The organism is Cupriavidus sp. H39 (assembly GCF_050271075.1).
Classification (GTDB): Bacteria; Pseudomonadota; Gammaproteobacteria; order Burkholderiales; family Burkholderiaceae; genus Cupriavidus; species Cupriavidus necator_B.
In genome coordinates this window covers 36391-61967 of sequence record NZ_CP189845.1, presented here as the reverse complement: position 1 = coordinate 61967, position 25577 = coordinate 36391, and the positions used below count along the sequence as shown (strand labels likewise).

General features: G+C 62.6%; 20 protein-coding genes and 1 pseudogene. 8 read left to right on the top strand and 13 right to left on the bottom strand.

All coding sequences use genetic code 11. The features are described from left to right. Positions 1-496: 496 nt before the first annotated feature. The 5 genes and pseudogenes from ACOCMH_RS00230 to ACOCMH_RS00210 all read right to left on the bottom strand — a co-directional run. Positions 497-760 (bottom strand): annotated as a pseudogene (locus ACOCMH_RS00230) (MaoC/PaaZ C-terminal domain-containing protein); the annotation flags it as partial. 10 nt (positions 761-770) lie between these two features. Further along, positions 771-1961, bottom strand: a complete 1191-nt coding sequence (locus ACOCMH_RS00225; protein ID WP_427306012.1) for an acyl-CoA dehydrogenase — start codon at positions 1959-1961, stop codon at positions 771-773. Between the two features lie 76 nt (positions 1962-2037). After that, a complete protein-coding gene (locus tag ACOCMH_RS00220) occupies positions 2038-3642 on the bottom strand; it encodes an AMP-binding protein (protein ID WP_427306060.1) in 1605 nt (534 codons plus the stop codon). A gap of 299 nt (positions 3643-3941) precedes the next feature. Then, on the bottom strand, positions 3942-4916 hold the full coding sequence (locus ACOCMH_RS00215; protein ID WP_427306011.1) for an NAD(P)H-dependent flavin oxidoreductase: 975 nt from the start codon (positions 4914-4916) through the stop codon (positions 3942-3944). 87 nt (positions 4917-5003) lie between these two features. Next, a complete protein-coding gene (locus ACOCMH_RS00210; protein WP_427306010.1) occupies positions 5004-5711 on the bottom strand; it encodes a Bug family tripartite tricarboxylate transporter substrate binding protein in 708 nt (235 codons plus the stop codon). Between ACOCMH_RS00210 and ACOCMH_RS00205 the strand changes: the two genes are divergently transcribed. From ACOCMH_RS00205 to ACOCMH_RS00195, 3 genes are all read left to right on the top strand, one after another. Then, complete coding sequence (locus ACOCMH_RS00205; protein ID WP_427306009.1) at positions 5689-6609, top strand: LysR family transcriptional regulator; 921 nt, start codon at positions 5689-5691, stop codon at positions 6607-6609. The genes ACOCMH_RS00210 and ACOCMH_RS00205 overlap by 23 nt on opposite strands. 1197 nt (positions 6610-7806) lie before the next feature. Next, positions 7807-8295: a MarR family winged helix-turn-helix transcriptional regulator gene (locus ACOCMH_RS00200; RefSeq protein WP_427306007.1), complete on the top strand. Its 489-nt coding sequence runs from the start codon at positions 7807-7809 to the stop codon at positions 8293-8295. After that, entirely contained in the window at positions 8292-9875 is a 1584-nt protein-coding gene (locus ACOCMH_RS00195) for an MFS transporter (protein ID WP_427306006.1), read from the top strand. The genes ACOCMH_RS00200 and ACOCMH_RS00195 overlap by 4 nt, the downstream gene beginning before the upstream one ends. A gap of 450 nt (positions 9876-10325) precedes the next feature. Here the strand turns inward: ACOCMH_RS00195 and ACOCMH_RS00190 are convergent, their stop codons facing one another. From ACOCMH_RS00190 to ACOCMH_RS00155, 8 genes are all read right to left on the bottom strand, one after another. Continuing rightward, positions 10326-10790, bottom strand: a complete 465-nt coding sequence (locus ACOCMH_RS00190; RefSeq protein ID WP_427306005.1) for a PaaI family thioesterase — start codon at positions 10788-10790, stop codon at positions 10326-10328. 83 nt (positions 10791-10873) lie between these two features. After that, on the bottom strand, positions 10874-11869 hold the full coding sequence (locus tag ACOCMH_RS00185) for a Bug family tripartite tricarboxylate transporter substrate binding protein (protein WP_427306004.1): 996 nt from the start codon (positions 11867-11869) through the stop codon (positions 10874-10876). Positions 11870-12027: 158 nt separating this feature from the next. Then, positions 12028-12792, bottom strand: a complete 765-nt coding sequence (locus tag ACOCMH_RS00180; RefSeq protein ID WP_427306059.1) for an SDR family NAD(P)-dependent oxidoreductase — start codon at positions 12790-12792, stop codon at positions 12028-12030. A gap of 150 nt (positions 12793-12942) precedes the next feature. Then, positions 12943-14109: an acyl-CoA dehydrogenase family protein gene (locus tag ACOCMH_RS00175; RefSeq protein WP_427306003.1), complete on the bottom strand. Its 1167-nt coding sequence runs from the start codon at positions 14107-14109 to the stop codon at positions 12943-12945. Positions 14110-14276: 167 nt separating this feature from the next. Further along, positions 14277-15377, bottom strand: coding sequence for a CaiB/BaiF CoA transferase family protein (locus ACOCMH_RS00170; RefSeq protein ID WP_427306002.1), 1101 nt, complete (start codon positions 15375-15377; stop codon positions 14277-14279). A 100-nt stretch (positions 15378-15477) separates the two neighbouring features. Next, positions 15478-16608: an acyl-CoA dehydrogenase family protein gene (locus tag ACOCMH_RS00165; RefSeq protein WP_427306001.1), complete on the bottom strand. Its 1131-nt coding sequence runs from the start codon at positions 16606-16608 to the stop codon at positions 15478-15480. 51 nt (positions 16609-16659) lie between these two features. Next, on the bottom strand, positions 16660-18237 hold the full coding sequence (locus ACOCMH_RS00160) for an AMP-binding protein (RefSeq protein ID WP_427305999.1): 1578 nt from the start codon (positions 18235-18237) through the stop codon (positions 16660-16662). 69 nt (positions 18238-18306) lie between these two features. Further along, a complete protein-coding gene (locus tag ACOCMH_RS00155; RefSeq protein WP_427305998.1) occupies positions 18307-19137 on the bottom strand; it encodes an IclR family transcriptional regulator in 831 nt (276 codons plus the stop codon). An 87-nt stretch (positions 19138-19224) separates the two neighbouring features. Between ACOCMH_RS00155 and ACOCMH_RS00150 the strand changes: the two genes are divergently transcribed. From ACOCMH_RS00150 to ACOCMH_RS00130, 5 genes are all read left to right on the top strand, one after another. After that, positions 19225-20436, top strand: coding sequence for an acetyl-CoA C-acetyltransferase (locus ACOCMH_RS00150; RefSeq protein WP_427305997.1), 1212 nt, complete (start codon positions 19225-19227; stop codon positions 20434-20436). 65 nt (positions 20437-20501) lie between these two features. Next, entirely contained in the window at positions 20502-22646 is a 2145-nt protein-coding gene (locus ACOCMH_RS00145) for a 3-hydroxyacyl-CoA dehydrogenase NAD-binding domain-containing protein (RefSeq protein ID WP_427305996.1), read from the top strand. 28 nt (positions 22647-22674) lie between these two features. After that, complete coding sequence (locus ACOCMH_RS00140) at positions 22675-23652, top strand: Bug family tripartite tricarboxylate transporter substrate binding protein (protein ID WP_427305995.1); 978 nt, start codon at positions 22675-22677, stop codon at positions 23650-23652. 537 nt (positions 23653-24189) lie between these two features. Then, positions 24190-24726 carry a hypothetical protein gene (locus tag ACOCMH_RS00135; RefSeq protein ID WP_427305994.1) on the top strand — a complete coding sequence of 179 codons (537 nt, stop codon included), beginning with the start codon at positions 24190-24192 and terminating at the stop codon, positions 24724-24726. Beyond that, positions 24726-25364 (top strand): UPF0149 family protein, encoded by a 639-nt coding sequence (locus tag ACOCMH_RS00130; protein ID WP_427305993.1) that lies wholly within the window; start codon positions 24726-24728, stop codon positions 25362-25364. Before ACOCMH_RS00135 ends, ACOCMH_RS00130 begins: the two co-directional genes overlap by 1 nt. The last annotated feature ends 213 nt before the right edge of the window (positions 25365-25577 follow it).

The window sequence follows — 25577 nt, the reverse complement described above, 5'->3', positions numbered from 1 at the left end:
GGCCGATCCAGTTGCAACAGGCAAAGGGAGCAAAAGGCATACAGAGACATATTGGCTTCCTCCAGCACGCATACCGCTATCTCGAAGGCTATGGGGCTGTGTGATTTGCTCCCCGTGCCAGGCTGGGTTGGAGTGCTCGCGCGTAGCAAGCACCAAGACCCGCACGGTCAACCGCCCCAACGCGGCGTTGCGCGGGAATGGCTTCTGACGATGGGACGATGCTCAACGTATTGGCAGTACTAAAGGTAGGATGCCTAGTGCCTTGACGATCAGTGGCCGCTTCTCAGTGATGCTTCGGCCAGTGAGAAGCGTTAGGAGCCGTGTTACGGCTATCGAACCGGCGTTTGTTTCGCGCCGGTTCGTGGTCTTGCGTTGCTTAAGGTCTTTTAAGAGCCGCAATTCCTTTTTTCGCTATAGCGCCGCTCAGCAACGATAGTCACCACCTCGCCATCAAAGAGCCGAAGCAGAGCTACCGATCCGGGGTCCAGGTGGACATCAGCCGCTGGCCGAAGTAGACCCTGCCCGGCCCGAGCAGGCGCTTAGCCACCGTCGCTGAGATCACGCTGGCCGTCGGGAAGCCGTGCGCGATGCGGCGGAGGAAGGCGGTCGTCGCTGCGAACTCCTCGTTGGTGCGCACGGCGTTGTTGTCGCCGGAGACGTCGGCGAACAGAACGATGTCGACTTCGGTGATCGTCTCCGAGTACGCCGCGTGCATGCCGGGACGCAGGTCCTCGATGTCGTGACCGTTGAGTTCGTCTATGGGGTCACGCTCAGTTGAAGGCCGCGATCCCGGTGATAGCACGCCCGAGGATCAGTGCGTGCACGTCGTGAGTGCCTTCGTAGGTGTTGACAACTTCGAGGTTGACAAGGTGGCGCGCGACGCCGAACTCGTCGCTGATACCGTTGCCTCCCATCATGTCGCGCGCCACGCGGGCGATGTCCAGTGCCTTGCCGCAGCTGTTGCGCTTCATGATCGAGGTGATCTCAACCGCGGCGGTGCCAGCGTCCTTCATGCGGCCGAGGCGCAGGCAGCCCTCCAGGCCGAGCGTGATGTCGGTCAGCATGTCGGCCAGCTTCTTCTGAACGAGCTGGTTGGCGGCCAGCGGCCGGCCGAACTGCTTGCGGTCCAGCACGTACTGGCGGGCGCGGTGAAAGCAGTCTTCAGCCGCGCCCAAGGCGCCCCAGGCGATGCCGTACCGCGCGCTGTTCAGGCAGGTGAAGGGACCCTTGAGGCCGTGCACCTCGGGGAACGCATTTTCCTCGGGGCAGAACACCTCGTCCATCACGATCTCGCCGGTGATCGACGCGCGCAGGCCGACCTTGCCGTGTATCGCCGGAGCGGACAGGCCCTTGGCCCCCTTGTCGAGCACGAAGCCGCGGATGGCTCCCTCGTCGTCCTTGGCCCAGACGACGAACACGTCGGCGATCGGGCTGTTGGTGATCCACATCTTGGCGCCGGTCAGGCTGTAGCCGCCGGGCACTTTCTTCGCACGGGTGATCATGCTGCCGGGGTCGCTGCCGTGGTTCGGCTCGGTGAGGCCAAAGCAGCCGATCCACTCGCCGCTCGCGCGCTTCGGCAGGTACTTCCGCTTGGTGGCCTCGTTGCCGAACTCGTTGATCGGCACCATCACTAGCGAGCTCTGGACGCTCATCATCGAGCGGTAGCCCGAATCGACGCGCTCGACTTCGCGCGCCACCACGCCATAGCAGACATAGTTCAGGCCGGCGCCGCCGTAGGCCTCTGGGATCGTGGCGCCCAGCAGGCCCAGTTCGCCCATCTCGCGGAAGATGGCCGGGTCGGTCTGTTCCTTGCGAAAGGCTTCGAGGACGCGCGGCGCAAGCCGTTCCTGGCTGTAGGCGCGGGCGGCATCGCGCACCGCCCGCTCGTCGTCGGTAAGCTGCTGGTCGAGCAGCAGCGGGTCGTCCCATTGAAAGTTGGCGCGTGCGGCGGAAGAGGTCATGGTCGTCTCCTGGCTTGTTGTAAGTTGAAGATGGTCGAAGTGGGGGTGGCGTCCATTTCTCGCACAAGCAGATGTATCAGGCTTCTACACATACATTTGCTCCGATGAATTGCACCTGATGTTGAAGAGTTTGCAGGTCCGCGTTCGAGAGGCAGCCTCGCGGATCGTGCAGAACGAAACCTCGGGTCTCATTAAAGAGAACTTTCGGCCACAGAGGAGAAGGCAGCTGTTTGCGCTGCATGATAGTAGCCAGCTCTTTTTCCAGATACCGCTGCTTGGTCATGCCGCGCAGTTCAGGCTTGAAGACCTTGCCCACGTTGGTGGTGGGTAGCGCGCACACGATTTCGACGTACTTTGGGCGCGCAGGTGGTTCGTCTACGTGCCGGGCGGCGAAGTCGCGCAAAGATTCGGCATCTGCTATATGGCCTTCCTTAAGCGTGACGAAGGCCACTGGAACCTTGCCCGCATAGGGGTCTGGTGCGCCCACCGCGGCGCAGGCTTTCACGGCAGGATGCCTTTCCAGAGCTTGTTCGATCACTTGCGGATCAATGTTGTGGCCGCTACGAATGATCAGATCTTTCGAGCGCCCGTGCAGCTTGAGCAAACCATTGGGGCACAGCGAGCCAAGGTCGCCCGAGATTAGCCATCCATCGTCCGTGAAATAACTCTTTCTGTCGATCTGGCCCAGGTAGCCCGCAAACAGATTTGGCGACTTGAACAGCACCATGCCTGTCTCGCCGGGCGCTGCTTCGTCGGGCGTGAGATTGCTGTTAGCGTCCAACTTGCCGATGCGGATGTACGCATGTGGCGTCCTGAAGCCGACGTGGCCTACGCTGGCATGCACGCCTGGCGGTGAGATGGTGGAGATGCCAGTCATCTCGGTCATGCCCAGGCTTTCGTGAACGTGCAAGCCAGTGTGCTTCTTGAAGCGTCGCGCCGTTTCTTCGCTGAGCGGCGCGGCACCGGTGCGGAAATAGCGGATGGAGGATATATCCGCCCCACCCAGGTCTATATCCGAGAGCGCCGACAGCACCGTAGGTACCGCGGACATGATGGTGGGCCTATAGTGGTCTGCAAGCCGCCAGAAATTGGCGATAACGTCCTTGTTGCGAAACAGTTCCTTGGTGGGAATGATGACCTCGGCACCCGCAGAAAAGCACGCCAGCGAGCCAGGCAACACCCCGGCCACATTAAACAGCGGATAGCCGTTGATGGTGCGGTCGTTCGAGGTCAGACCCTGCATCTGTACGCTAGCCCAGGCGGTGTAGACCTGAGCCCCGTGCGTCTGTGCCGCCAGCTTGGGCGAGCCGGTGGTGCCCCCGGTATGGAAGTACGCCGCGACATCACCCGGACCGATTGTGCGGCTCGAGAGCAGTCGGTCCGCGGGGTGGCGGGCAATGAGTTCGGCGAAACTCTGCACGGACGCGCTGATGCCTTTGGCATCAGGCACGGCGCCCGTGTGGGTTACGTACAGAACATGCTCGATGCCTGTGGCGAGCTGCGCCACCTTACGCCAGATACCCGCATCGTCGTGGTCGGCCCAGGCAATCAGGACCTTGGCACGGGTGGCGTTCAACAGCGACGATATTTTCTCCGCCGTGAGCAAGGGATTGATGGGTTGGATGCCAGTGGCTTCGCCGCCCCATTGTGCGAAATGGTATTCGGGGCAGCCGGGCAGCATGATGCCCACGGTGTCCTGGTACCCAAGCCCAAACTGTGCAGCGCGTTGGCCGTCTGGTTGATCTTGCTCAGCAGGTGCGCGTAGGTGTAGCGATCAGGGTCCGCATTGACATCGGCCGTCTTGAGGAAGGTCAGAGCGGCGCCTGCACCATGACCGCGGGCCGAGGCCTCAAACAGGGCATAAGTGGATTGGGGCTGGCTCAGCACATCCAGCGGCGTTTTCTCGATGATCTCAATGTCCGCGAGGCTACGTATGGGGCGTATGGGATGAAACATGGGCGTCCGTTGCAGATGTCAAGATCAGGAAAGAAACAGCCCGCTTCCCCGCGCGAAGGCGTCACGGCAATCGCGCACCATGCGGTCTATCAGCTCCTGACAGGAGGGCACGTCGTCGATGAGCCCGACGCACTGCCCCGCAGCAATCACGGCATCGTCAATGTCGCCCGACTCAAGCGCCGCCTTGCCACGCTGTCCAGTGACGAGGTGGCGCAGGTCTTCAAATTGACAACCTCCGGGGCGACGCTCGATGTCCACCACAGCTTGTGTCACGCTGCTTCTGAGCGCACGGGAACTGTTGTTCAAGGTGCGTAGCACCAGTTGCGTATCCGTCTCCTTGGCGCTGACCAGCGCTTGCTTTAGATCATCGTGGACAGGGGATTCCTTCGTGGCCAAAAAGCGCGTTCCCATGTTAATGCCCTCGGCACCTAGCGCCAGCGCCGCGGCCATGCCCGCACCGGTAGCGATACCGCCCGAGGCGACGACTGGTATGTCGAGGACCTTGACCGCAGCGGGTATCAGTACCAGCCCCGGAACATCGTCTTCGCCAGGATGACCCGCGCACTCGAACCCGTCGATCGAGACCGCATCCACCCCAATCTTCTGGGCCGAAAGCGCATGTCGTACTGATGTGCATTTGTGAATGACCTTGACGCCGGCCTGGTGCAGCCGACTCAGGTATTCCTTGGGGTTGTTGCCCGCGGTTTCCACGATCCCGATGCCACATTCGATGATGACGTCGATGAATTCGTCATACGGCGGTTTGTTCTGTGCTGGCAGGAACGTCAGGTTCACCGCGAACGGCGCGCACGTAAGTGTCTGGGTTTTGTGAATTTCCTTGCGCAGTTCTTCGGGCGAGGGCTGTGTCAGCGCAGTGAGCACCCCGAGTCCGCCGGCGTCGGATACGGCTGCGACCAGCGGGCTTCGGGCCACCCACTGCATTCCACCCTGAATGATGGGATAGCGGATGCCGAGCAGATCTGTGATGCGTGTCTTCATGATGCGGTCGATTTTTGTCGCTTTACGAAAGCGTGACTTGCCTGCGCCCGCAACTGGACGGGCGATCTGTTTCGATGCCGCGAAGGGCTATTCGGCCGAGAGGTTGTTGTCCTTGATCACCTTGCCCCAACGCGTAAAGTCGGACAGCAGTAACTCCTGCGTCTTGACCGAGGTGAGAAAGGCTGGAAGAACGCCGATTCTCTCGAAGCGTTCGTTTATTTCGTCGCTGGCCAAAATCTGTTGCGATTCTTTACTGACCCGGTCGATGATGTTCTGAGGCGTGTTTTTCGGGGCCACCAGGCCGCCCCAAGAGGATGCCTCGTAGCCACCAAATCCCTGCTCGGCCATGGTGGGAACATCGGGCAGCACCTTTGCACGCTTGGCCGTGCCCACGGCCACCGCCTTCAGGCGGCCGCCCTTGATCTGCGGCAAAGCGGTGACCATGTCTGCATATATCACCGGCACCACGCCACCCAGTGTGTCATTCATCGCAGGCGCGCTGCCCTTGTAGGCCACGTGCTGCATGTTGGTGAAGCCCTTGGACTTCATCAGTTCCATGCTCAGATGACCTGAACTACCAGTTCCCGAGCTGGTGTACATCAAAGGCTGCGCGCTTGCCTTGGATTTGGCAAACAGCGATTTCAGATCGGTCACGTCCGGCAACGAAGATTTGTTGATCGCGATCACGTTGGGCAGGTCGTATATCTTGGTGATCGCCGCAAAACTGGTCGCGGGATTGAACGTAGCCGTCTTGAAGAAATGCGGCGCCAGAATGGATCTACAAGCGCTCACCATCTTTGTGGAAATCGTTGATAGAGGAAATCTCAGCCAGGCGGCTCGCGCCCTGAGCATGTCGCGCGCCAATGTCAGCTATCACATCGCCCAGCTGGAAAAAGCACTGGATGCCGAATTGTTGCGTCGCACACCCCAGGGTGTGGAGCTCACCAACATGGGCCAGCAGGTCTATGAGCATGCCAGGAACATCGTGCATGAATCGGCGCTGATGCGCGATGCCGTGAGCGCGAGCGAAAGCGACGATAGGCTGGCAGGCAAAATTGGCTTGAGCGCGCCTACCGGCTTCGGGGAGTTGGTCATGGGGCCCTGGCTCATTGAGTTCAAGAAGAAGCACCCTGGCATCATTCTGGACGTGCGTCTGGAGAACTTCATCGACAACCTCGTTAAGGACGGGGTGGACGTTGCAATCCGCGTCACTCCGGAGCCTCCGCCCATGGTGGTGGCTAGGGATTTGGGGCCGGTCCGTTACACATTGTGTGCTTGCTCGCAATGGGCTTCCCAGCATCGTTTGCCGCAGACTCTGGCAGAGCTCAGGCGCACCCCTATCATCACTTCAGGTGGGATAAATGGTCGTGTGCGCATGACGGCGGCTAAAAACGACCACGAGGAGGAGATTGACTTTGTTCCAACCCTCATGTCGCGCAGCTATCCCTTTGTGCTGGATTGCATCCTGAGCGGCCTCGGCGTGGGCTTAGTGCCCGAATACGTGGCCCGGTCGCGTGCCCAGGCAGGTGAGATGGTACAGGTGCTTCCCGAATATCAGTTCAGCATCAATCGGAACCACATCTACCTGATGTACATGCCCAACCGTTATCAGTCGCGTGCCACTATCGTCTTCATCGATTTCTTGATGGACAAGATGGGACTGCTACGGATGGTAAGGAGATCTGGCGTTTGATTCCGCAATAGTCCGCGTTCATCTGAGGGGGACAGTCCCGCTGAATTAGTCAAACAAGACGAAATAGCGAGGGTTTTGGTTCTAACCTACCCGGCGGACCTTCCCGAGTCCGCTGCCGAGGCTGGCGATCTGCCGCCCGCGCATACTCGCTTGATTTCCTGAATGACATCATCCCTGGCGTTCCGGGGTTTCGAGCGTGAGGCGACTCGATCCGGGAGCGGTTCGATAGTTTCGACGGTGGCATTCCGACATGGCGGCTGGAGGCGCGAGTATCCTTCCGCGTCGATATGGCCGACCAGCCTTTCCCAACGAGTTCGAAGAGCTGCTGCGCAAGCGCCCCTGCCAGGGTCTGTTTTCTACGACGCCATCGACGGACGCGTCGAAGCGAGACGTCGGCTAAGCGTGTCGCCGCGCAGATACGCGAGATTTCGAAGCGACCTACGGCAAGCCCGACGTTGCCACGGAGATCGGCCTCGACTCTTGCGAAGGCGTGGCAGACACGCCCTTGACGCTGGTCGGCCGCGGAGCCCTGTGCTGTTGACGCAGCCGGTACGCTTCCGCACGGACTTGATCGCGCGCCGACACACTCGGCACGAGCCGGTCCGGCCTGTCCAAGACACTGGCGCAGCTTGGGAGGCGAGGCAGGCACGCTGCTGTTCGAGCGCACGCCGTGCGGGCTGTACGCTTGGCGCGCCCCGGCAGCGTTCGGCTGGGCGCAGGCGCAGTTGATAGCGCTGTTCCCGGCGAAGGCAATGCTACCGCTAACGTTGCTGAGTGCACCGTCCGCGCCATTTTCGGTGAAGCCGGGGCCCTATGGGCCTGACCACCCGCATTATTTAATGCCTGGCCGGCGGCGCTCTCCATCGCGCGGTCTGAGCTCATTGAGCGCCTGCCGTGTTGGCGTCCATCCACAAACTGTACGTCGCCGTTGCCGCCCAGCGTGACGCCGTTGGCATTGATCAGTGTTGCCGAGCGCTGGTCTTGCCGGGCAAGTGTCGGCTATCTGTCGGCTCCATTGGTAAGTGCCCCATCTGCCGACATAGCCACCAGACGTGCCGTCCTGCAGCGCGACGCCGGAGCTATCCAAATCACCGCCAACGGTGACGGGTCTGACGCAATTAGCTCCATTTGATATAATTACATTTGAAATTTTATTGCCCATCATTGATCCGCCGCAGGCGGTTTGAGACTCCTGCCATGTCGTTCGAACAACGTATCCACCGTTTCTGCGCCAGCCACCCCGAGGCCCCGCGCGACCTGATCCTAGCCTCGCGGCTGCTGCTGCGCACCGCGCGCCTGCTGCGCGGCCATATCGACCAGGCCCTGGCAGCCTTTGAACTGGATATGAGTCAGTATCTGGTGTTGAGCATGCTGGCCGCCGACGAGGGCGATCCCAGCATCCCGTCCGAGTTGGGCGCCACGCTCGACGCCACCCGCACGCAGATGACGCGGCTGCTGGACGGTCTGGAAGCGCGCGGACTGCTGCGCCGGCGGGCGTCGGCCAGCGACCGGCGCAGCCTGGAGCTGACCCTGACCCCTGCCGGCCGCCGGCTGCTTGAACGCGCTGCGCCGGCAGTGCATGCCGCCTACGGCGAGACCTGGGCGCCGCTCGGCGCAGGCGGTCTGGCCAGCGCCACGCGTGCGCTGACCCAATTGCACCAGACCCTGGAGGGGCTCCAGTCATGAATCCCGGCTCACCCTGGCAGCCTCTGTGGCGATTGCGCGTCAGCATGCGGTGGCTGCGCTGGCTGAGCCACCGGCAGCGCCAGACCCTCCTGATGATGCTGCTGGCACTGGCCACCGGCGTGGAGTTCCTCGAGAACATCATGTTCGTGTTCGCCTCCAGCCATATCGTCGGCGGCCTCGACGCCGACCCGCGCAGCTTCGCGCTGGTGCAGGCGGCCTACGCCGTGGGTAGCATGCTGATGATCCTAAAGCAGCAATGGCTGTCGCGCCGGTTCGGCTACCGCCACTACCTGACGGGGGCGCTGCTGCTGTTCATGGCCGGCACGGTCGTGGCCGCAACCAGCCATGCGCTGCCGCAGATGGTGATGGCGCGCTTTATCCAGGGTGTGGGCGGCGGCGCACTGTTCACCAGCTGCCGCATCCTGGTCAACATGCTGTTCGGCCCGACGGCGCGCCCACGCGCCACCCGCATTTTCATGATCGGCATCTTCTTGGCTTCGGCGCTGGGCCCGGCCTTCGCCGCCGAGTTGATCGACCATGGCGTATGGCAGGACGTGTTCTACGGCGTGCTGCCGTTCGCCGCACTGGCCACGCTGGGTGCCTGGCTGCTGTTGCCGGATGCGGAGCCGCGCACCGATACCGGCAGCCCCGCGCTCGGGCCGCTGCTGCTGTTCGGCGCCGCCATCGTGACCTTGCAGGCGGCGCTGACCGAGGCGCGCTTCGACGTCTTTTCGCACCCACTGCGGCTCGCACTGGTGGCCGCCGCGGGCCTGGCGCTGCTGGCCGTGTTCCTGTTGCACCAGTGGCACCACAGCGAACCCGTGCTGCGCCTGCGCGCCCTGCGCCACCCCGTGTACCTAACTGGCCTGGCGATGTACTTCGTGTACTACATGATCAGCAATTTGAGCGGCTACCTGTTCCCGATTTATGCCGAGCAGGCGCTCAAGATCCCGCTGGCCACCACCGGCTGGCTCAATACCTTTGCCGCGCTGGTCAGCCTTGCCGGCATCTTCGTCTACCTGCATGTGGCGCCGCACTTGACGCGCAAGAAGCCGCTGATGGTCGCCGGCCTGGTGCTGATGGCCGCCACGGCATGGTGGTTCTCGCAGATGCCGCCCGACGCCGGTCCGCCGGCGCTGGCATGGGGGCTGGTCGGCAAGGGCCTGTTCGGCGTGCTGGTGATCATCCCCATTGCCGGGCTGACGTTCCTGGCGCTGGATCCCGATGAATTCGGCCATGGCTACCGCAGCAAGAACCTAATGCGGCAAGTCGCCAGCTCATTTGCCTCGGCGCTGGGTGCGGTGCTGCTCCAGAACCGCCAGTTCGCGGTGCAAGACAGCCTGCTGCACGCCGTGGGTCAGCGCCCTGCCGAGACCGAACACTGGATGGCTGCCATGCAGGCGGCATTGGCCGCGCGCGGCTTCGATGCGGCCCAGGCCCATCTGGGCGCGCTTGCGCAACTGAACGGGATGATCGAGCAGCAGGCCAAGCTAATTGCTTGCGAGGATATCTATCGGTTGATTGCGGTGCTGGCGCTGGGCGCGGCAGCGTACATGCTGCTGCAACGGAGGCTAGCTTAGGATAGTCTCATTAGACTGAACCACATCAAGTTCAGTTAGGCTCCAATTTTCGTGAGAATGGCCGAACTCGCGCATGGTCTGCGCATCGATGAGCCCAACTTCGGCGAGTGATCCAATGCCGACAGACTGTGGAAATCTCGCGGCAGAAGAAGCCGGCCCGCCCAGCAAGAGTCCGGCTGACAGTTGGCGGGTCAGCCTGACCGATCCGCTGGCAAGCAGATACAGGGATTTCGTCCATTCCCCGACTTGTGCAAAGCAGGAGCCGGCTTCCATCACGAGAATTTCAGTGGTCTTGATGAGACTGTCCCTGACCTTTCCCAGGTCCAGCCTGAAAACAGCTCGGACTGCGTGATCGTCAGGCGCACCAGTGCCTTGTTCTTGCTGCGGAATGGACTAACAACGGAAGGCTCCACCTTTGTCGCAAAGCCAAAAGCAACGAAACAGTCTGGGCTAAACCCGCGGCGCCAGCACGGAAAATATCGCCGTCGCTCGCAGCAGATAACGTTCACCGCAGAACATCCGGCAGGTGCCATAACGCAGGCGCGAGCCGAGCTTGTCGAATTCCACGTGCGCTTCCACCCAGTCACCAAGCCGTGCCGAATCCAGATAGTCCAGGCTCAGGTTCACTGTAACGGCGCTCTTCGTGCGCCCGGTCTCCAGCGACATCATCATGCCAATCGCCATATCCGCGAGCGTCGCGAGCATGCCGCCGTGGGGAATGCCGAGGTTATTCAGATGATTTTCACCGATGCGCAGCGCCAGGATTCGGCGCTCCGCGTCAATGTAGAGTTGCCCGAAGTCAGCCATGTAGCCGCCGAGCTTTTCCAAGGCGACAAAGCCCTCCGGCACGCCTGCATGCGTCCCCGGCGTACCAGCGCGGAGCATTTCAGTAATAGAGATCTTTCCTTCGGTCATGGTGTCTTCCAGAATAGCGCGATGCCCCGCCAGGCTGCTCTCGGTGCCACGCGGCGGCTGCCGCACGCGGCCCGGTTTGCAGATTAGTCAAGGCTGAGATTGGAATGGCGGACGATTTGGCCCCAAAGCCGCTGCTCGCTGTTGACGAACGCAGCGAACTTTGGCTGCGGTTGGCCGCCGGGGATGCTGCCCATGTCTTTGATCTTGGCCACGACTTCCGGATCGTGCATGGCCTTGATCAGGCTGTCCTGCAGCTTGGTGACGATGGCCGGAGGAGTCTTGGCCGAGACAAAAAATCCGGCCCAGCCCGTCACCACGAAGTCACTGATTCCTGCCTGCAACATGGTCGGCACATCGGGAAGACTGGACAAGCGTTCGGCACTGGTGACCGCCAGCGCACGCAACTTGCCAGCGCGGATATGCGGCAGCGCTTGCGTCAGGTTGTCGAACATGAAGGTGGTCTCGCCGGCAACGAGCGAGGTGGTAGCCGGGACCGAGCCGCGGTAGGGCACGTGAATGGCATCTGTGCCAGTGCGCATGCCAAACATTTCGCCGCTCAGGTGCGTTGTCTGGCCGATTCCGGCGGAGGCGAAGCTGAGCTGTCCCGGCCGGCTCTTGAGTTGCGCAATCAGATCCGCCACCGTCCTGATCGAAGACTGCGCGTTGACCACCAGCACGTTCGGGAACACGATCAGATCGGTAAGCGGAATGAAATCCGTCGGGCGATAAGGCAGTTGCCTGTAGGCGCTGTAGTTGATGGCGTGGGAACCAGTGTTGCCTGCAACCAAGGTGTAGCCGTCGGCCGGCGCCCGGAGCAAAGCCTGGGCACCAATGATGCCGCCGCTACCCGGGCGGTTGTCAACGATGACTGGCTGACCCAGCAAGCCGGCAAGCTTCTGTGCCACCAGGCGGGTTGGAATGTCGATGGTCCCGCCTGGGGCGCCCGGAACGATAATGGTGACAGGCCGCTCCGGCCAGGCTGGCTCGGCCAGCGCCGCGTTGGCGGGAAAGGATGGGGCCGCCAGCAGCAATGCCAGCATTGCCCTGATCAAAGCGAAACCGAACAGCTTGGAATGCATGGTCTTCTCCTCCACTTCATCGTGTTGTTGTCAAGCCACTGGCCGGCCGGATCGATCCGCCTCTTGCAAGATCACGAAGCGCATCACATCCCGGAAGGCACATCTGTTACCTCCCGGGAAGCGCTTCAGGCGCCTTGACAGAAGCTACCGCCGTGCCCTCAACGCGGCGTCATGCGAATGGCACCGTCGAGACGGATGGTCTCGCCGTTGAGCATGGGATTCTCAAGAATATGCAAGGCGGTCGAAGCAAACTCGTCGGGTCTGCCAAGGCGTCCGGGGTGTGGAACGGACGCGCTGAGGGCCGCGCGCACCTGCTCCGGCAGGCGATCCAGGATGGGGGTATCGAAGACGCCCGGCGCAATGGTGCATACGCGGATCATGCGCTGCGCCAAATCGCGAGCCGCCACCAGCGTCATGCCAACCACGCCGGCCTTGGCCGATGCATATGGAATCTGGCCAATCTGACCTTCGTAGGCAGCCACCGAGGCGGTCAGCACGCAGGCACCGCGCTCCCCGTCGACAAGCTCGTTCTTTGCCATGCGCGCAGCAGCGAGTCGCAGCGAGTTGAAGGTGCCAATCAAGTTGATCCGCACGATCGACTCGTATTTCTCCAGCGATCCGGGGCTGCCATCCTTTTCGACCAGCCGAACGGTACCGCCCAGGCCCGCACAATGGACCAGCGCGCGCAGTGTGCCGAGCGATTCGGCAGTGTCATATACGCGGTCCATCTGCTCGGGTTCGCAGACGTTCGCCTGCACGAATCGCGCCTTGTCGCCAAGTACCTGCATGGCTGCCGCGCCCCGCTCCGCCGACAGATCCGCGATTACCACCGCGACCCCGCGCTCAAGCAGGCGGCGCGCAGTGGCCAGCCCCAGGCCGGAGGCGCCCCCGGTAACCACGGCAGACATGTTTTCGAGCTTCATATCGGTTGTCCTATCCTTCTTGATGGAATCAATCCCCGATCGATTGTCGCGATCGGTGTCAACGCCGCGAAAAATCGCGGCGCCGGTCATGCGCTAGAGGCTCGCACATCGAACGCGAGCCGTGGCGGCCATAGGTGGTCCAGCGGGAAGTCAGTATGATTTCGGCAGACCCAGCACGCGTTCGGCGATGAAGCACATGATGAGTTGCGGGCTGACTGGCGCGATTCGCGGAATATACGACTCGCGCAGCAATCGCTCGACGCGGTACTCGCGCGAATAGCCCATGCCGCCCAGCGTCAGGATGGCGGTCTGGCAAGCGTTGTGTCCCGCTTCTGCGGCCAGGTACTTGGCGGTGTTGGCCTCGGCGCCGCAGGGCTCGCCAGCGTCGTAGAGGGCGGCGGCCTTGAGCATCATCAGGTTGGCCGCTTCGAGTTGCATCCATGCCTGCGCCAACGGATGCTGCACCCCCTGGTTCATGCCGATGGGACGGCCGAACACGACGCGCTCCTTGGCATATTGCGTGGCGATGGCCAGCGCGGCGCGACCCAGGCCGACAGCTTCGGACGCGATCAGGATACGCTCCGGGTTAAGCCCGTGCAGGATGTATTCAAAGCCGCGCCCTTCCTCCCCAATGCGGTCTTCCTCCGGAATGAACAGGTCGTCGATGAACAGCATGTTGGTGTCGACAGCAGCGCGGCCCATCTTGTCGATCTCGCGGATCTCGATCTTGCTGCGGTCTACCTTGGTATAGAACAGCGAAAGGCCTTCCGTCGGCTTCTTCACCGATTCCAGCGTCTGCGTGCGCGCCAGCAGCAACATTCGGTCCGCCACCTGCGCGGTGGAGATCCACATCTTGCGGCCGCTCACCGAATAACCCCCCGGCACCTTTTTGGCGAAGGTCTTGAGCCTGGTCGTATCGAGCCCCGCATCCGGCTCGGTTACGCCAAAGCAGGCTTTCTCCTGCCCCGCGATCAGCGGCGGCAGGAAGCGGCCTTTCTGTTCCTCGGTGCCGAACACCACCACCGGATTCAGGCCGAACACGTTCATATGCACTGCCGATGCTCCGGTCATAGCCGCGCCCGACTGCGAGATGGTCTGCGTCACCAGGGCGGCTTCCAGAATGCCCAGGCCGGCGCCGCCGAACGCTTCCGGCATCGCCACGCCCAGCCACCCGCCCTCGCACAGCGCCTTGTAGAACTCATGCGGATAGGTGCCAGACCTGTCGAGCTGGTCCCAGTAGTCCATGTCGAATCGCGCGCAGACCGCCTGCACGGCCTCCACGATGGATTTTTGCTCTTCGGAAAATTGGAAGTCCATTTAAGATCCTTGCTGAGATTGAGGTTTGACATCTGAACGATGCCGAGCTCGCCCCTAATGCGCGCATAGTGCGCTTCACCGTGTTCGAGCAGCAGTTCAAGCATGCCCAAGGCTTCAAACTTGAGTTGTTCCCCACAGTCGCTCGCGCCAGAATTGTCGGACCGGCTTCAGTTGCGCCAGAGCTGGTCATGTCCCGGGGTATTGAGTGCGTTCTCAATTTCCTCGGTATGCTGCCCTCGCCTTGGTATCGGACCAGGTGTCCTGGTCCTTCCGTGGAACCGTGGGGCTGGGCTTGCTTGAAGCTGGCCATCGCCCTCAAAGAAGATGCCCCGCGCTACGTTGTGCGGATGTCTGGCTGCTTCCTCCGGACTGAGGACGGGGGCGACGCAGACATCGGTGCTTTCCAGCAACGCACACCATTCGGCTCGGTTCTTGCTGGCAAAGATCCCGGTCAGATGCCCGTGCAATGCCAGCCACTGCTGGCGGTCCCATTGCGCGCTGTAGCGCGGATCGCCGGCAAGGTCGAGATGCTCCAGGAGCAATGCGTAGAACTGGGGCTCTATCGAGCCAACCGTGATGTAGCCACCGTCAGCGCAGCGATAGGTTGAGTAAAAATGCGAGCTGTCATGAATGTTGCCCCCCCGCTCACCGCCGATGAAACCCTTGCGACTTGCGCTCAGGATCAACTGGAGCATATGGGCTGACCCGTCAACGATTGCCGCGTCCACTACGGTGCCCTTCCCAGTTCTGCGCGCATTTAGGACGCCGGACAGGATGCCCACCGCAAGATAGAGCGCGCCACCGCCGACGTCACCGATGACAGTGAAGGGGGATGAAGGCGGTTCCGCTGCCCTGCCGGCGTAGTACAGCGCACCGGATAGCGAGATGTAGTTGTTATCGTGCCCAGCAGCCTGGGCCAGGGGACCGGTCTGGCCCCAGCCGGTCATGCGGCCGAAGACCAGCCGTGGATTGCGCGCCATGCACGCATCCGGGCCAAGGCCTAGGCGCTCCATGATCCCCGGTCGCATACCCTCGATCAGCACATCGGCACCCTCGATCAGCCGCAAGACAATGTCGCGGCCCTCCGGGGTCTTCAGGTCTGCGACGATCGAGCGCTTGCCACGGTTCAACAGCTGGCCATCAGGTGCCGACTGGCCTTGCGGGCGTTCGACCGCAATGACGTCTGCGCCGAGATCGGCAAGGTGCATGGCACAGAACGGCCCTGGCCCGATACCGCAGATCTCCACAACTTTTATTCCCGACAGCATTCTTTGCCCCCTCCAACAAGCATCGGCATGACGCGCCCCTCTGCCGTTTGCGATGACGGCCGCCGCCGATCCCGGGTGACCGACCGCCGGTTCTTCCAGATTACAGGCTACGGCCGATGATCTCCTTCATGATCTCCGACGTGCCGCCATAGATCCGCTGCACGCGACTGTCCACGAAGGCACGCGCGATCCCATACTCGCGCATGAAACCGTAGCCACCGTGCAACTGCAGCAGTTCGTCGACCGCCTGCCCCTGCGCCTCGGAGGCATACAGCTTGGCCATGGCCGCCATATCGGTCGACAGCTTCTTCTCGAAATGCAGTGCGATGCAGTGATCGACAAAAATGCGGCAGGCCACCGTCTTCGCCTTGATTTCCGCCAGCTTGAAGCGCGTGTTCTGCAGGTCAAACACCGGCTGCCCAAAGGCTTTGCGGCTCTTGGTATAAGCAATGGTGTCTTCCAGCATGGTCTCCATCACGATCGGGCTGCGCACTGCGATCATGAGTCGCTCCTGCGCCAGCTGGTGCATCAGGTAGCTGAAGCCCTTGCCTTCTTCGCCCAACAGGTTGACGGCCGGCACGCGAACTTCGTCGAAGAAAAGCTCAGCCGTGTCCTGCGCCTTCAGGCCGATCTTCTCCAGCAGCGGGCCCTTGGTAAAACCAGGCGTGCCGCCTTCCACCACGATGAGGCTGATACCACGCGTGCCAGCGGCGGGATCGGTCTTGCACGCCACAATCACCACGTCAGAATTGGAGCCGTTGGTGATGAATGTCTTTTGGCCGTTGATGACATAGCTGTCACCGTCGCGCCGCGCGGTGGTGCGCAGCGATTTCAGGTCGCTGCCGATACCAGGCTCAGTCATGGCGATGGCGCCGATCTTCTCGCCGCGCGCCATCGGCGGCAGCCAGCGTTCCTTCTGCGCCTCGGTGCCGTACGCGAGGATGTAGGGCGCGACGATGTCGGAATGCAGCGGAAAGCCCGGACCGGTGGCCAGCACGCGCATCAGTTCCTCGATAACGACGATGGAATGCCCGAAGTCGCCACCGCCGCCGCCGTACTGCTCGGGAATGGCGCAAAGCAGCAGGCCTTCGCGGCCGGCCTTGAGCCAGGTCTCGCGCGGGACGCAGCCGGCCTTTTCCCATTCGTGGTGGTTGGGCGCGATCTCGCGCTGGATGAATTTGCGAACCTGGTCGCGGAACTGTTCGTGATCTTCACGGAGGGCTGTGCGCATATCGGATGTCTCGTTTGAATGATGATTGACTGGACTGGCGGGACGTGCGGCTCAGTTGCCTGCTGTCTGGTCTGCCGCCGCGGCGGCGGCGTACTGACTGATGAGCAGCCGCTTGTAAAGCTTGCCGTTCTCCAGCCGCGGCAGCGTTGTGACGAAATCCACGCTGCGGGGGCATTTGACGTGCGAGATATGCTGGCGGCAAAACTCCATAAGCGCCTCGGCCAGCTCCGGGGTGCCCTGCTGCGTTGGCTGCAGCTCGATCACCGCCTTGACGGCTTCGCCGAACTCCGGATGTGGCACGCCGATGACGGCGACATCCGCTACGCCGGGGTATGTAGCGAGCAGGTTCTCGACCTCCAGCGGGTAGATATTGACACCCCCGGACAGGATCAGGTCAGTGCGGCGCCCGGACAGATAGAGATAGCCGTCTTCATCGACGTGGCCGATATCGCCAAAGGTCGCACAGCCCTGTGCATCGTAGGCGTCCGCGGTCTTCTTCGCATCGTTATGGTAGGCAAAGCGCGGCGTGCCCGAGAACCAGACGCGGCCCTGCTGCCCTGCTGGCATCTCCTGGCCCGCCTCATCCTTGATGTGGATCTTGCCCAGCACCGCGGGACCGACCGTGCCAGGCCTACTCAGCCACTGCTCACTGTCGACGGCAGTGAGGCCGATGCCTTCGGACCCGCCGTAGTACTCGTACCAGATCTTGCCCCACCAGTCGATCATGCGGAGCTTGACGTCCGGCGGACACGGCGCGGCGGCATGGATCGCCACCCGCATGCTCGACAGGTCTGCCTGCGCGCGCGTGGCATCGGGCAGCGCCAGCAGGCGGATCATCATTGTCGGCACCCACTGGCTGTGCGTGACGCGGTATTGTGTGATCAGCCGAAGGGCCTGTGCAGCGTCGAAGCGGCTCGACACGATGTTCTCACCACCCCAGTCGATATTGCGCATCACGCTGCGCATCGGCGCCGCGTGATAAAGCGGCGCCATGGTCAGGTAGACAGTGTCGCTGCCGAAGCCGAAGAATTCGCGCCAGACCACAGCGTCATAGGCGTCGCGGAAGCGGTCGGCGTACGCCACCAGCGGGCGCCGGATGCCCTTGGGCTTGCCGGTGGTGCCGGAGGAGTAGAGGAAGTCGCGTCCCACCTTGCGCTCGGGCAGCGGAGCGCCGCTGTCGTAGCCGGCAAGCGCTTGTGCGAAGGACAGGAAGCCCGGTGCGTCGCCGTCTAGCAAATACTTGTCGCCGGTCCAGCCGTCACCGGTTGCCGCAGCCAGTTCCGCGGTCCTTCGCGTGGCGACCAGCAGCCTTGCGCCGCAGTCGCGCAGGATGTAATCCACTTCCGACGGATTCAGGTGCGCGCTCACCGGCGTGTAGTAGAGCCCGGCACGCCGCGCGCCCCAGGCTAGCGCGAACATGGCCGGGTGGTTCTCCATCAGCAGGGCGATGCCCTCCCCCTCCTGCAGGCCAGCATCGATAAGCCATCGCGCGACCCGGTTGGCGCGCGCGTCAAGTTCCCCGTAGGTTAGGGCCAGTGCCGCGTCCCCGTCGATCAGTCGAACGGCGGCCTTGTCCGGCTGGACCTGCGCCCAGTGGGCGAGCCGGTCTACGGTCTGAAGTGTCTCCATTGTCTCTTCTCTCTTTTGTGTCCGGCACGCGTACAAGCCGCGGGCTCCGTTAGTTCAACCAGGCATCCGTCAGTTGTAAGTGGTGGCGGAAATGCCCATAGCAGCTTCGATGCTGCGCGCCATCGTGGCCAGGCGAGGACCCACGTCATCCACCAGCTGTCCCGGCTGCAACTCGAAGGTCGGCACGGTGCAGGCGAACACATAGATCTCTTCTGGCGTGTTGGCCCGAACCGGCACGGCGACTGTATCGAGCTGGCGCTGCAGGTCGCCCTGGCTGATGCAGAAGCCGCGTTCATCCAAATCCCGGCGCGCGTCCGACATGCGATCGGCCAGCCAGGCACCGTGTTCGGGATCGGTGGCGAGCATTGCGTCGATATAGCGCTGGCCCTGTTCTGGCGGCAGTGCCGAAAGGTAGGCCCGTCCCTTTGCCGTGCGCGACAGCGAAATATGACTGCCCATCGCGGGACGCACCGTCTCGCATTCCTTGGCTTGGGCCAGCTCGATGAAAACCAGGTCGAGCCCGGCGCCCAGCCCCAGCGAGACCTGTCCTCGGACGCGATCAGCCAGTGCTTGCATGGGTCCGAAGGCCAGTTGCCTGATGTGTACTCGAGCTAGCAGAGGCGATGCGAGGCGCGCCATTCCCGGCGCCGGCTGGAAGCGGCCGGTCAGCTCGTCATAGCGCAGCAGGCCAGCCTCGCACAGCGTGGCGGCGAGACGGAACAGCGTCGGTCTCGGCAACCCCGTGGCAGCCATGAGGTCGCGAGCATTTAACTCCGGCGTCTCGGGACTGAAGGCCTGGAGGATGCCGATGCCGCGCGCCAGCGCACCACTTGAGCCGCTTTCGGCACTTTCAGACTGTGAACCCTGATGTTGCTCTCGAATTTGAGTCTTTCGTTTCATTTTGACTCTCCTTTTTCTAAATTATGAGCAAAAAGTTTGACCGCCGCAAACATTTTCGAGACACTAATCTCAATTTTAGGAGACACGATGACCGACGCATTCATCTATGATGCCGTTCGCACCCCGCGCGGCAAGGGCAAGCCCGGCGCGGGCGCGCTGTATGAAATCAAGCCGATTGATCTTGTCGTCACATTGCTGGAAGCCTTGCGCAAGCGCCACAACCTTGACCCGGGGCGCGTGGACGATCTCATCATGGGCATTAGCTCGGCGGTCGGTGACCAGGGCTCCTGCCTGCCCCGCATCGCCGCGCTGTGCGCACCGGGCGGCTGGACCCAGGTGCCCGGCATGGCGCTGCAGCGCTTCTGCGGCGCGGGCCTGGAAGCGCTCAATATCGCCGCGGAAAAGATCCGCTCGGGCTGGCATGACCTGATCGTCGCCGGCGGCGTGGAGTCGATGTCGCGCTTGGGCCTCGGCGCCTCCGGCGGTGCCTGGATCTATGACCCGGCCACCAGCCTGAAGATCGCTTATGTGCCGCAGGGGTTCAGTGCCGATATGGTCGCCGCGATGCACGGCTTTTGCCGCGAACAGCTCGACGAGTACGCGCTGCGCTCGCAGGCGCTGGCAGCCGCGGCCCGGCGCGAGGGGCATTTCTCGCGCTCGCTGGTACCGGTGCGTGATGCCAGCGGGCTGGTGGTGCTGGATCACGACGAATACATTCGCGCAGAAACCACCTCGGCCTCGCTGGCATCGCTCAAGCCGGCCTTTGGCGGCTCAACTGGCGCGGCCAACGCGGTGGTGGCCCGCCAGCGGTATCCGGAGCTCGACCGCATCGATGCCGTGCACACCGCCGGCAATTCCTCGGGCATCGTCGATGGCGCCGGCCTGGTGCTGATCGGCAGCGAGCGCATCGGGCAGGAACTTGGCCTGCGCCCACGCGCGCGCATCCTGGGCACCGGCCTCGCCTCGGTGGAAGCCACGCTCATGCTGACCGGCCCGGTGCCGGCCACGCAGAAGGCGCTGACCAAGGCCGGCCTGCGCGCCGACCAGGTCGATCTGTTCGAGGTCAACGAAGCCTTTGCCGCGGTGCCGCTGCATTTTGCCAAGACGCTCGACGTGCCGCTGCAGAAGATTAACGTCAATGGCGGTTCCATCGCCATGGGCCATCCTATCGGTGCCACAGGCGCAATCATCGTCGGCACCCTGCTCGATGAACTGGAGCGCCGGCAGCAGCGCTACGGCGTGGCCACGCTGTGCGTGGCCGGCGGCATGGGCGTGGCCACGGTCATCGAACGCCTCTGAGCCCTCTTGAGACATCCAGAACAACGCGCGCAGCCTATTCAGCCTGCCCTGCCGGAGACCCCGAGATGCAAGCCCCGATCCAGTACCAAAAATCCGCCGACGGCATCGTCACCCTTACCTTTGACGCGCCGGAACAAAGTGTCAACACCATGTCCGACGCCATGCGGCAGTGCTTTGCCGACATGGTGACCCGCCTCGAAGCCGAGAAAGCCGACATCGCCGGCGTCATTCTGACGTCCGCCAAGGAGACCTTCTTCGCCGGCGGCGACCTGAACCGCCTCTACAAGATGCAGCCCGCCGACGCGCAGCGGCTGTTCGAAGCCACTGAGCTTGGCAAGAACACCCTGCGCCGGCTCGAAACGCTGGGCAAGCCCGTGGTGGCCGCGCTCAATGGCACCGCGCTGGGCGGTGGCTTCGAGATCGCGCTGGCCTGCCACCATCGCATCGCGCTGGACAGGCCCAAGGTCCAGTTCGGCCTGCCCGAAGCCACGCTGGGCCTGATGCCCGGCGCCGGCGGCGTGGTGCGCATGACCCGCCTGGTCGGCCTGGCGGCAAGCCAGCCGTATCTGCAGGACAGCAAGCTCATGTCCCCTGCCGAAGCCGTCAAGAGCGGGCTGGTCCACGCGCTGGCCGACTCGAAGCAGGCGCTGCTTGACGCCGCGAGCGCCTGGATCATCGGCCACCCCGTGAGCACCCAGCCCTGGGACGTCAAGGGCTACGTGCCGCCGGGCGGCTGGAACGATGCGGACGACTCCAAGCGCTGGATCTCCACCGCCGCTGCCGCGGTACGAGCCAGGACCAAGGGCTGTTACCCGGCGCCGGAAGCGATCCTGTGCGCCTCGGTCGAAGGCATGCAGGTGGACTTCGACACCGCCAGCCGCATCGAATCGCGTTACTTCGTGCAGCTCGTCACCGGCAAGGTATCCAAGAACATCCTGCGCACCTTCTGGTTCCGTGCCAACGAGATCAAGTCGGGCGCGCAGCGCCCGCTGGGAGTGGCCAAGAGCAAGATCGGCACGCTGGCCGTACTCGGCGCGGGCATGATGGGCAAGGGCATCGCCTATGTGGCCGCCGTGCGCGGCGTCGACGTGTGGGTCAAGGACGCCACGCTGGCGCAGGCGGCCGGCGCGCGCGATGCCGCCGACAAGCTGCTCGCCAAGCGCGAAGAGAAGGGCGAGATCGATGCCGCACGCCGCCGCGAGATAGTGGGGCGCATCCACCCTGTGGAACGCTATGAGGACCTCGCCCACGTCGACCTGGTGATCGAAGCCGTGCCCGAAAGCCCTGCTCTGAAGTCCGAGATCACGAAATACGCCGAGCCGCTGCTGGCCGACCGCGCGTTCTGGGCATCCAACACGTCCACGCTGCCGATTACCGGCCTGGCCACGGCCTCGGGGCGCCCGGACCGCTTCATCGGCATGCATTTCTTCTCGCCGGTGCACCGCATGCAGCTGGTCGAAGTGATCAAGGGCGAGCGGACCTCGAAGGAAACGCTGGCGCAGGCACTGGACTTCGTCATGCAGATCGGCAAGACCCCGATTGTCGTTAATGACAACCGGGGCTTCTTTACCAGCCGCGTGTTCAGCACCTTCACACGCGAGGGCGTGGCGATGCTGGGCGAAGGGCAGGATCCCGCCGCGATCGAGGCGGCGGCGGCCTTTGCCGGCTTTCCCACCGGTCCGCTGGCGGTGCTCGACGAAGTCAGCCTGAGCCTGTCCTATAACAACCGGCTTGAGACGCTAGTCGCGCATGCGGCCGAAGGCCGCCCCCTGCCCGCGCATCCGGCTGATGCGGTCATGAAGCGCATGCTCGACGATTTCGGCCGCAAGGGCCGCGCCGCCGGCGGCGGCTTCTACGACTACTCGGACGCAGGCGGCAAAGTGTTCTGGAGCGGACTGGCGCAACACTTCGTCCGCCCGGACGAACAGATCCCGCAGCAGGACAAGCAGGACCGGCTGTTGTTCTCCATGGCGCTGGAATCGGTGCGCATCCTGCAGGAAGGCGTGCTCGACAGCGCGGGCGACGGCGACATCGGCTCGGTGCTCGGCATCGGCTTTCCACGCTGGACGGGTGGCGTGTTCCAGTTCCTCAACCAATACGGACTGGACAAGGCGGTGGCGCGCGCAAGGTACCTGGCCGAACACTATGGCGAGCGCTTCGCGCCGCCACAACTTCTGAAGGACAAGGCTGCACGCGGAGAACAGTTCTGACCAAACGGAACACCTGGAGGAGACAACTATGCAATCCATTAAAACGCTGCGCATCGTCCTCGTTGCCGCGACCTTCGCCGGCTCCGCCGGCAGCACGCTCGCTGCGGACTACCCGAGCCGGCCGATTCGTCTGGTGGTGCCCTACGCGGCCGGCGGCACCATCGACCTGATGGCCCGCATGCTGGGACCGAAGCTGCACGCCGCGCTGGGCCAGCCGGTGGTAGTGGAAAACCGCCCCGGCGGCGGCACCACGATCGGCGCAGCTTCGGTGGCGCGGGCCGAGCCCGACGGCTATACCCTGTTTCTCGGCTCCAATGCGGCCTTCACCATCAGCCCGCAAGTCATGTCGAACGTGCAATATGACCCCCTGCGCAGCTTCGCGGCCATCGGCACGCTGGCGTCGTTTCCGAACCTGATCCTAGTTTCGCCGCAATCGCCGTACCAGACGGTCGCTGATGTGGTGCAGGCCGCGCGCAAGTCGCCGGGCAAGATCAGCTACGCATCGTTCGGCGTCGGCAGCACCGCGCAGCTGTCGGGCGAGGCGATCAAGGTGGCTTCCGGCGCCGACGTCATCGAAGTGCCCTACAAGAGCGGCGCGCAGTGCGTGCAGGCGCTGCTGTCCGGCGAAGTGACATTTGCCTTCGACACTGCCATCGGCTCGGTGCAGCGTGTGAAGTCGGGCCAGGTGCGCGCGCTGGCGGTCACGTCGTCGAGCCGCCTGCCCGACCTGCCGCAGGTGCCCAGCATCACCGAAGCGGGCTATCCGTCGGCCGACGTGATTGCCTGGGTGGGCCTCTTCGCGCCGGCAGCCACGCCGCCCGCCACGCGCACTGTGCTGAGCAATGCTGTGCGCCAGTTGATGAGCGATCCGGAGGTCAAGCGCCAGTTCGCCAACCTCGGGGTGCAAGCCAGCTATCTGGAGGGTGAGACCACCATGCAGAAGATGCGCAACGAATACGTACGCTTCGGCAAGCTGGTGGAGCAGGCCAAGATCCGTGCGAATTGAGTGGGCCTGCAAGTGAACTAACCTCGAGTCTTGCGTGAAGGGACCGAGCGCTGGATTCTGTCTCGCACGGACACCCCATTGGCGCCGGTAACCCGGGGCGCGTCCAGGATGTAATGGAAGCCGCCGCTAGCGCATTCCGGTTGGATGGCCTCACGCGCATCGATCTCAACGCAATCGTGAAGGCAGGACCATTCATCTCCGAGGCCATGGGACGACCGAACGCATCGCGCGTCGGAAGCGCTCTGCTGGCCAAACGTGCCACCCTATGCGGCATCTCCCGCTGAGCCCATGAATCGGAATTGTCACGCTGGCACCGGACCGCCAGGCGCTTCTTCCAACCGTCCCGGAGATGCAGAAGGCAGCAATGTCTCTCATCTTCCCGATGGCTGCGTCGTCCTCTCTGCTTACCAATATAGGGACGTTGTTTTGCGCCAGCTTGCCTTTCCCTATGAGGTCTCCGTCGATCTGGAACGGCAAACGGCGTGGTGCAAAGACCGATCGGTGCCAAGAAAACTACGGCGCGGGCGACAGACGATCTTGCCATCGCTCACCCGCTTTGACTTGCATCTTCTGGAAAATTCCATTGTGCGTGTCCAGGTTCATGTTGGAAATGACCTGGCGAGTCCCTTGATTGGCACTAGCCAGGCATGTGGAAATCCACCTTTCGGGATGGCCGATACCGGAAGTTCGTCGCCGCAGAACAGGAAGCCGCTGACACACTCCCTCGCCCGAAGCGTCTATATGCAGCCAGGTCGAAACTGGACGCGACAGGAGTTTGCGTCGTTGCTGCGCCTGTCCGCTAGTGACGTGTCACGTCTGCTGTTCGCTGAAGGAGAATGCATGCGGGATATAGTCCGCTCAACCCGCCTCTGCAGGTTCTTGGTGGATATTCCAATTCTTCCGAAAATAGACAGTCGTCTGTCCGCCGCGTACGGCTTCAACCATCTGTATCTTCTTGAAGAGGCCATCTATGAGTCCTTCGGTGTCACGCTGGCAACGCTGACATCGTTGGTCGGGCATACCAACACCTTCAGCCCGTGGTATATCCAATCCAGTAGCAATCGTATTCAGTGATGGCACGCAAACAAGAGCCTGTTTTTATGTACCCGATATCCAGCCGACCACTCGCGTTTGACGAGCTCGCTCATCTTGCCGCCGCTCTTGACACCATCGGCTCGATGAATATCGAAATGCTCGACGGCTACTTTACAGCATTGATTTGTGGGCCCGACATCGTGCGGCGGAGCGAGTACTTGCTTGAGGTGTTCGGTGCGGAGCCTTCCCACCACATGGAGGAGCAGTTCTCAGACATCCCTTGCCTGCTGAAGCGTCACTGGAATGCGATCGCAGCGGAACTGCACTGTACTCTGACGGAGCAGCACGCATATATGCCGATCTTGATCGAGCGAGATGATGGTGGCGCGCCCGGCAACGACTGGGCACACGGGTTCATGCGTGGCGTTCAAATGCGCCCGGGAAGCTGGAATCACCTTATCCATGATGAGGATCACTGTGGCTCGATGATGCCGATCATGATCCTGCATTACGAAGACGATTCCGAGCCGCAGCTGCGACCACCACCGATCCCCTCCGAAAAACGCGATGCGTTGTTGGAGGCGATGATCTCTGGAATTGCCCATATCTATCATTTCTTCGAGCCGTACCGGACAGCACGGGAATGCAAAGCCGCCCGGGGCAACTTTGCCACCTGACAGTTGATCAGCCGGAAGGTGCGCGGCAGCTCGATGCTGGCTCCTCGATCGGATCGCCGACGCGCCCTTCACATGGGACAAACGTTCTAGGCCATGACAGGTCAAACGAGTACAACATCTTTTAATAATAATCGGGCTGCAGATATGGGTGCAGCAGCGTGACTACCACATCGGCCATCTCGTCGGGCGAGCCTTTACCTGGCGATGGTTTCC

Bases quoted from the DNA above. Each gene is read 5' to 3' on its own strand.
- ACOCMH_RS00225 (WP_427306012.1), bottom strand. From the start codon at position 1,961: ATGACCTCTTCCGCCGCACGCGCCAACTTTCAATGGGACGACCCGCTG.
- ACOCMH_RS00220 (WP_427306060.1), bottom strand. From the start codon at position 3,642: ATGCTGCCCGGCTGCCCCGAATACCATTTCGCACAATGGGGCGGCGAA.
- ACOCMH_RS00215 (WP_427306011.1), bottom strand. From the start codon at position 4,916: ATGAAGACACGCATCACAGATCTGCTCGGCATCCGCTATCCCATCATT.
- ACOCMH_RS00205 (WP_427306009.1), top strand. From the start codon at position 5,689: ATGGATCTACAAGCGCTCACCATCTTTGTGGAAATCGTTGATAGAGGA.
- ACOCMH_RS00210 (WP_427306010.1), bottom strand. From the start codon at position 5,711: ATGGTGAGCGCTTGTAGATCCATTCTGGCGCCGCATTTCTTCAAGACG.
- ACOCMH_RS00200 (WP_427306007.1), top strand. From the start codon at position 7,807: ATGTCGTTCGAACAACGTATCCACCGTTTCTGCGCCAGCCACCCCGAG.
- ACOCMH_RS00195 (WP_427306006.1), top strand. From the start codon at position 8,292: ATGAATCCCGGCTCACCCTGGCAGCCTCTGTGGCGATTGCGCGTCAGC.
- ACOCMH_RS00190 (WP_427306005.1), bottom strand. From the start codon at position 10,790: ATGACCGAAGGAAAGATCTCTATTACTGAAATGCTCCGCGCTGGTACG.
- ACOCMH_RS00185 (WP_427306004.1), bottom strand. From the start codon at position 11,869: ATGCATTCCAAGCTGTTCGGTTTCGCTTTGATCAGGGCAATGCTGGCA.
- ACOCMH_RS00180 (WP_427306059.1), bottom strand. From the start codon at position 12,792: ATGAAGCTCGAAAACATGTCTGCCGTGGTTACCGGGGGCGCCTCCGGC.
- ACOCMH_RS00175 (WP_427306003.1), bottom strand. From the start codon at position 14,109: ATGGACTTCCAATTTTCCGAAGAGCAAAAATCCATCGTGGAGGCCGTG.
- ACOCMH_RS00170 (WP_427306002.1), bottom strand. From the start codon at position 15,377: ATGCTGTCGGGAATAAAAGTTGTGGAGATCTGCGGTATCGGGCCAGGG.
- ACOCMH_RS00165 (WP_427306001.1), bottom strand. From the start codon at position 16,608: ATGCGCACAGCCCTCCGTGAAGATCACGAACAGTTCCGCGACCAGGTT.
- ACOCMH_RS00160 (WP_427305999.1), bottom strand. From the start codon at position 18,237: ATGGAGACACTTCAGACCGTAGACCGGCTCGCCCACTGGGCGCAGGTC.
- ACOCMH_RS00155 (WP_427305998.1), bottom strand. From the start codon at position 19,137: ATGAAACGAAAGACTCAAATTCGAGAGCAACATCAGGGTTCACAGTCT.
- ACOCMH_RS00150 (WP_427305997.1), top strand. From the start codon at position 19,225: ATGACCGACGCATTCATCTATGATGCCGTTCGCACCCCGCGCGGCAAG.
- ACOCMH_RS00145 (WP_427305996.1), top strand. From the start codon at position 20,502: ATGCAAGCCCCGATCCAGTACCAAAAATCCGCCGACGGCATCGTCACC.
- ACOCMH_RS00140 (WP_427305995.1), top strand. From the start codon at position 22,675: ATGCAATCCATTAAAACGCTGCGCATCGTCCTCGTTGCCGCGACCTTC.
- ACOCMH_RS00130 (WP_427305993.1), top strand. From the start codon at position 24,726: ATGGCACGCAAACAAGAGCCTGTTTTTATGTACCCGATATCCAGCCGA.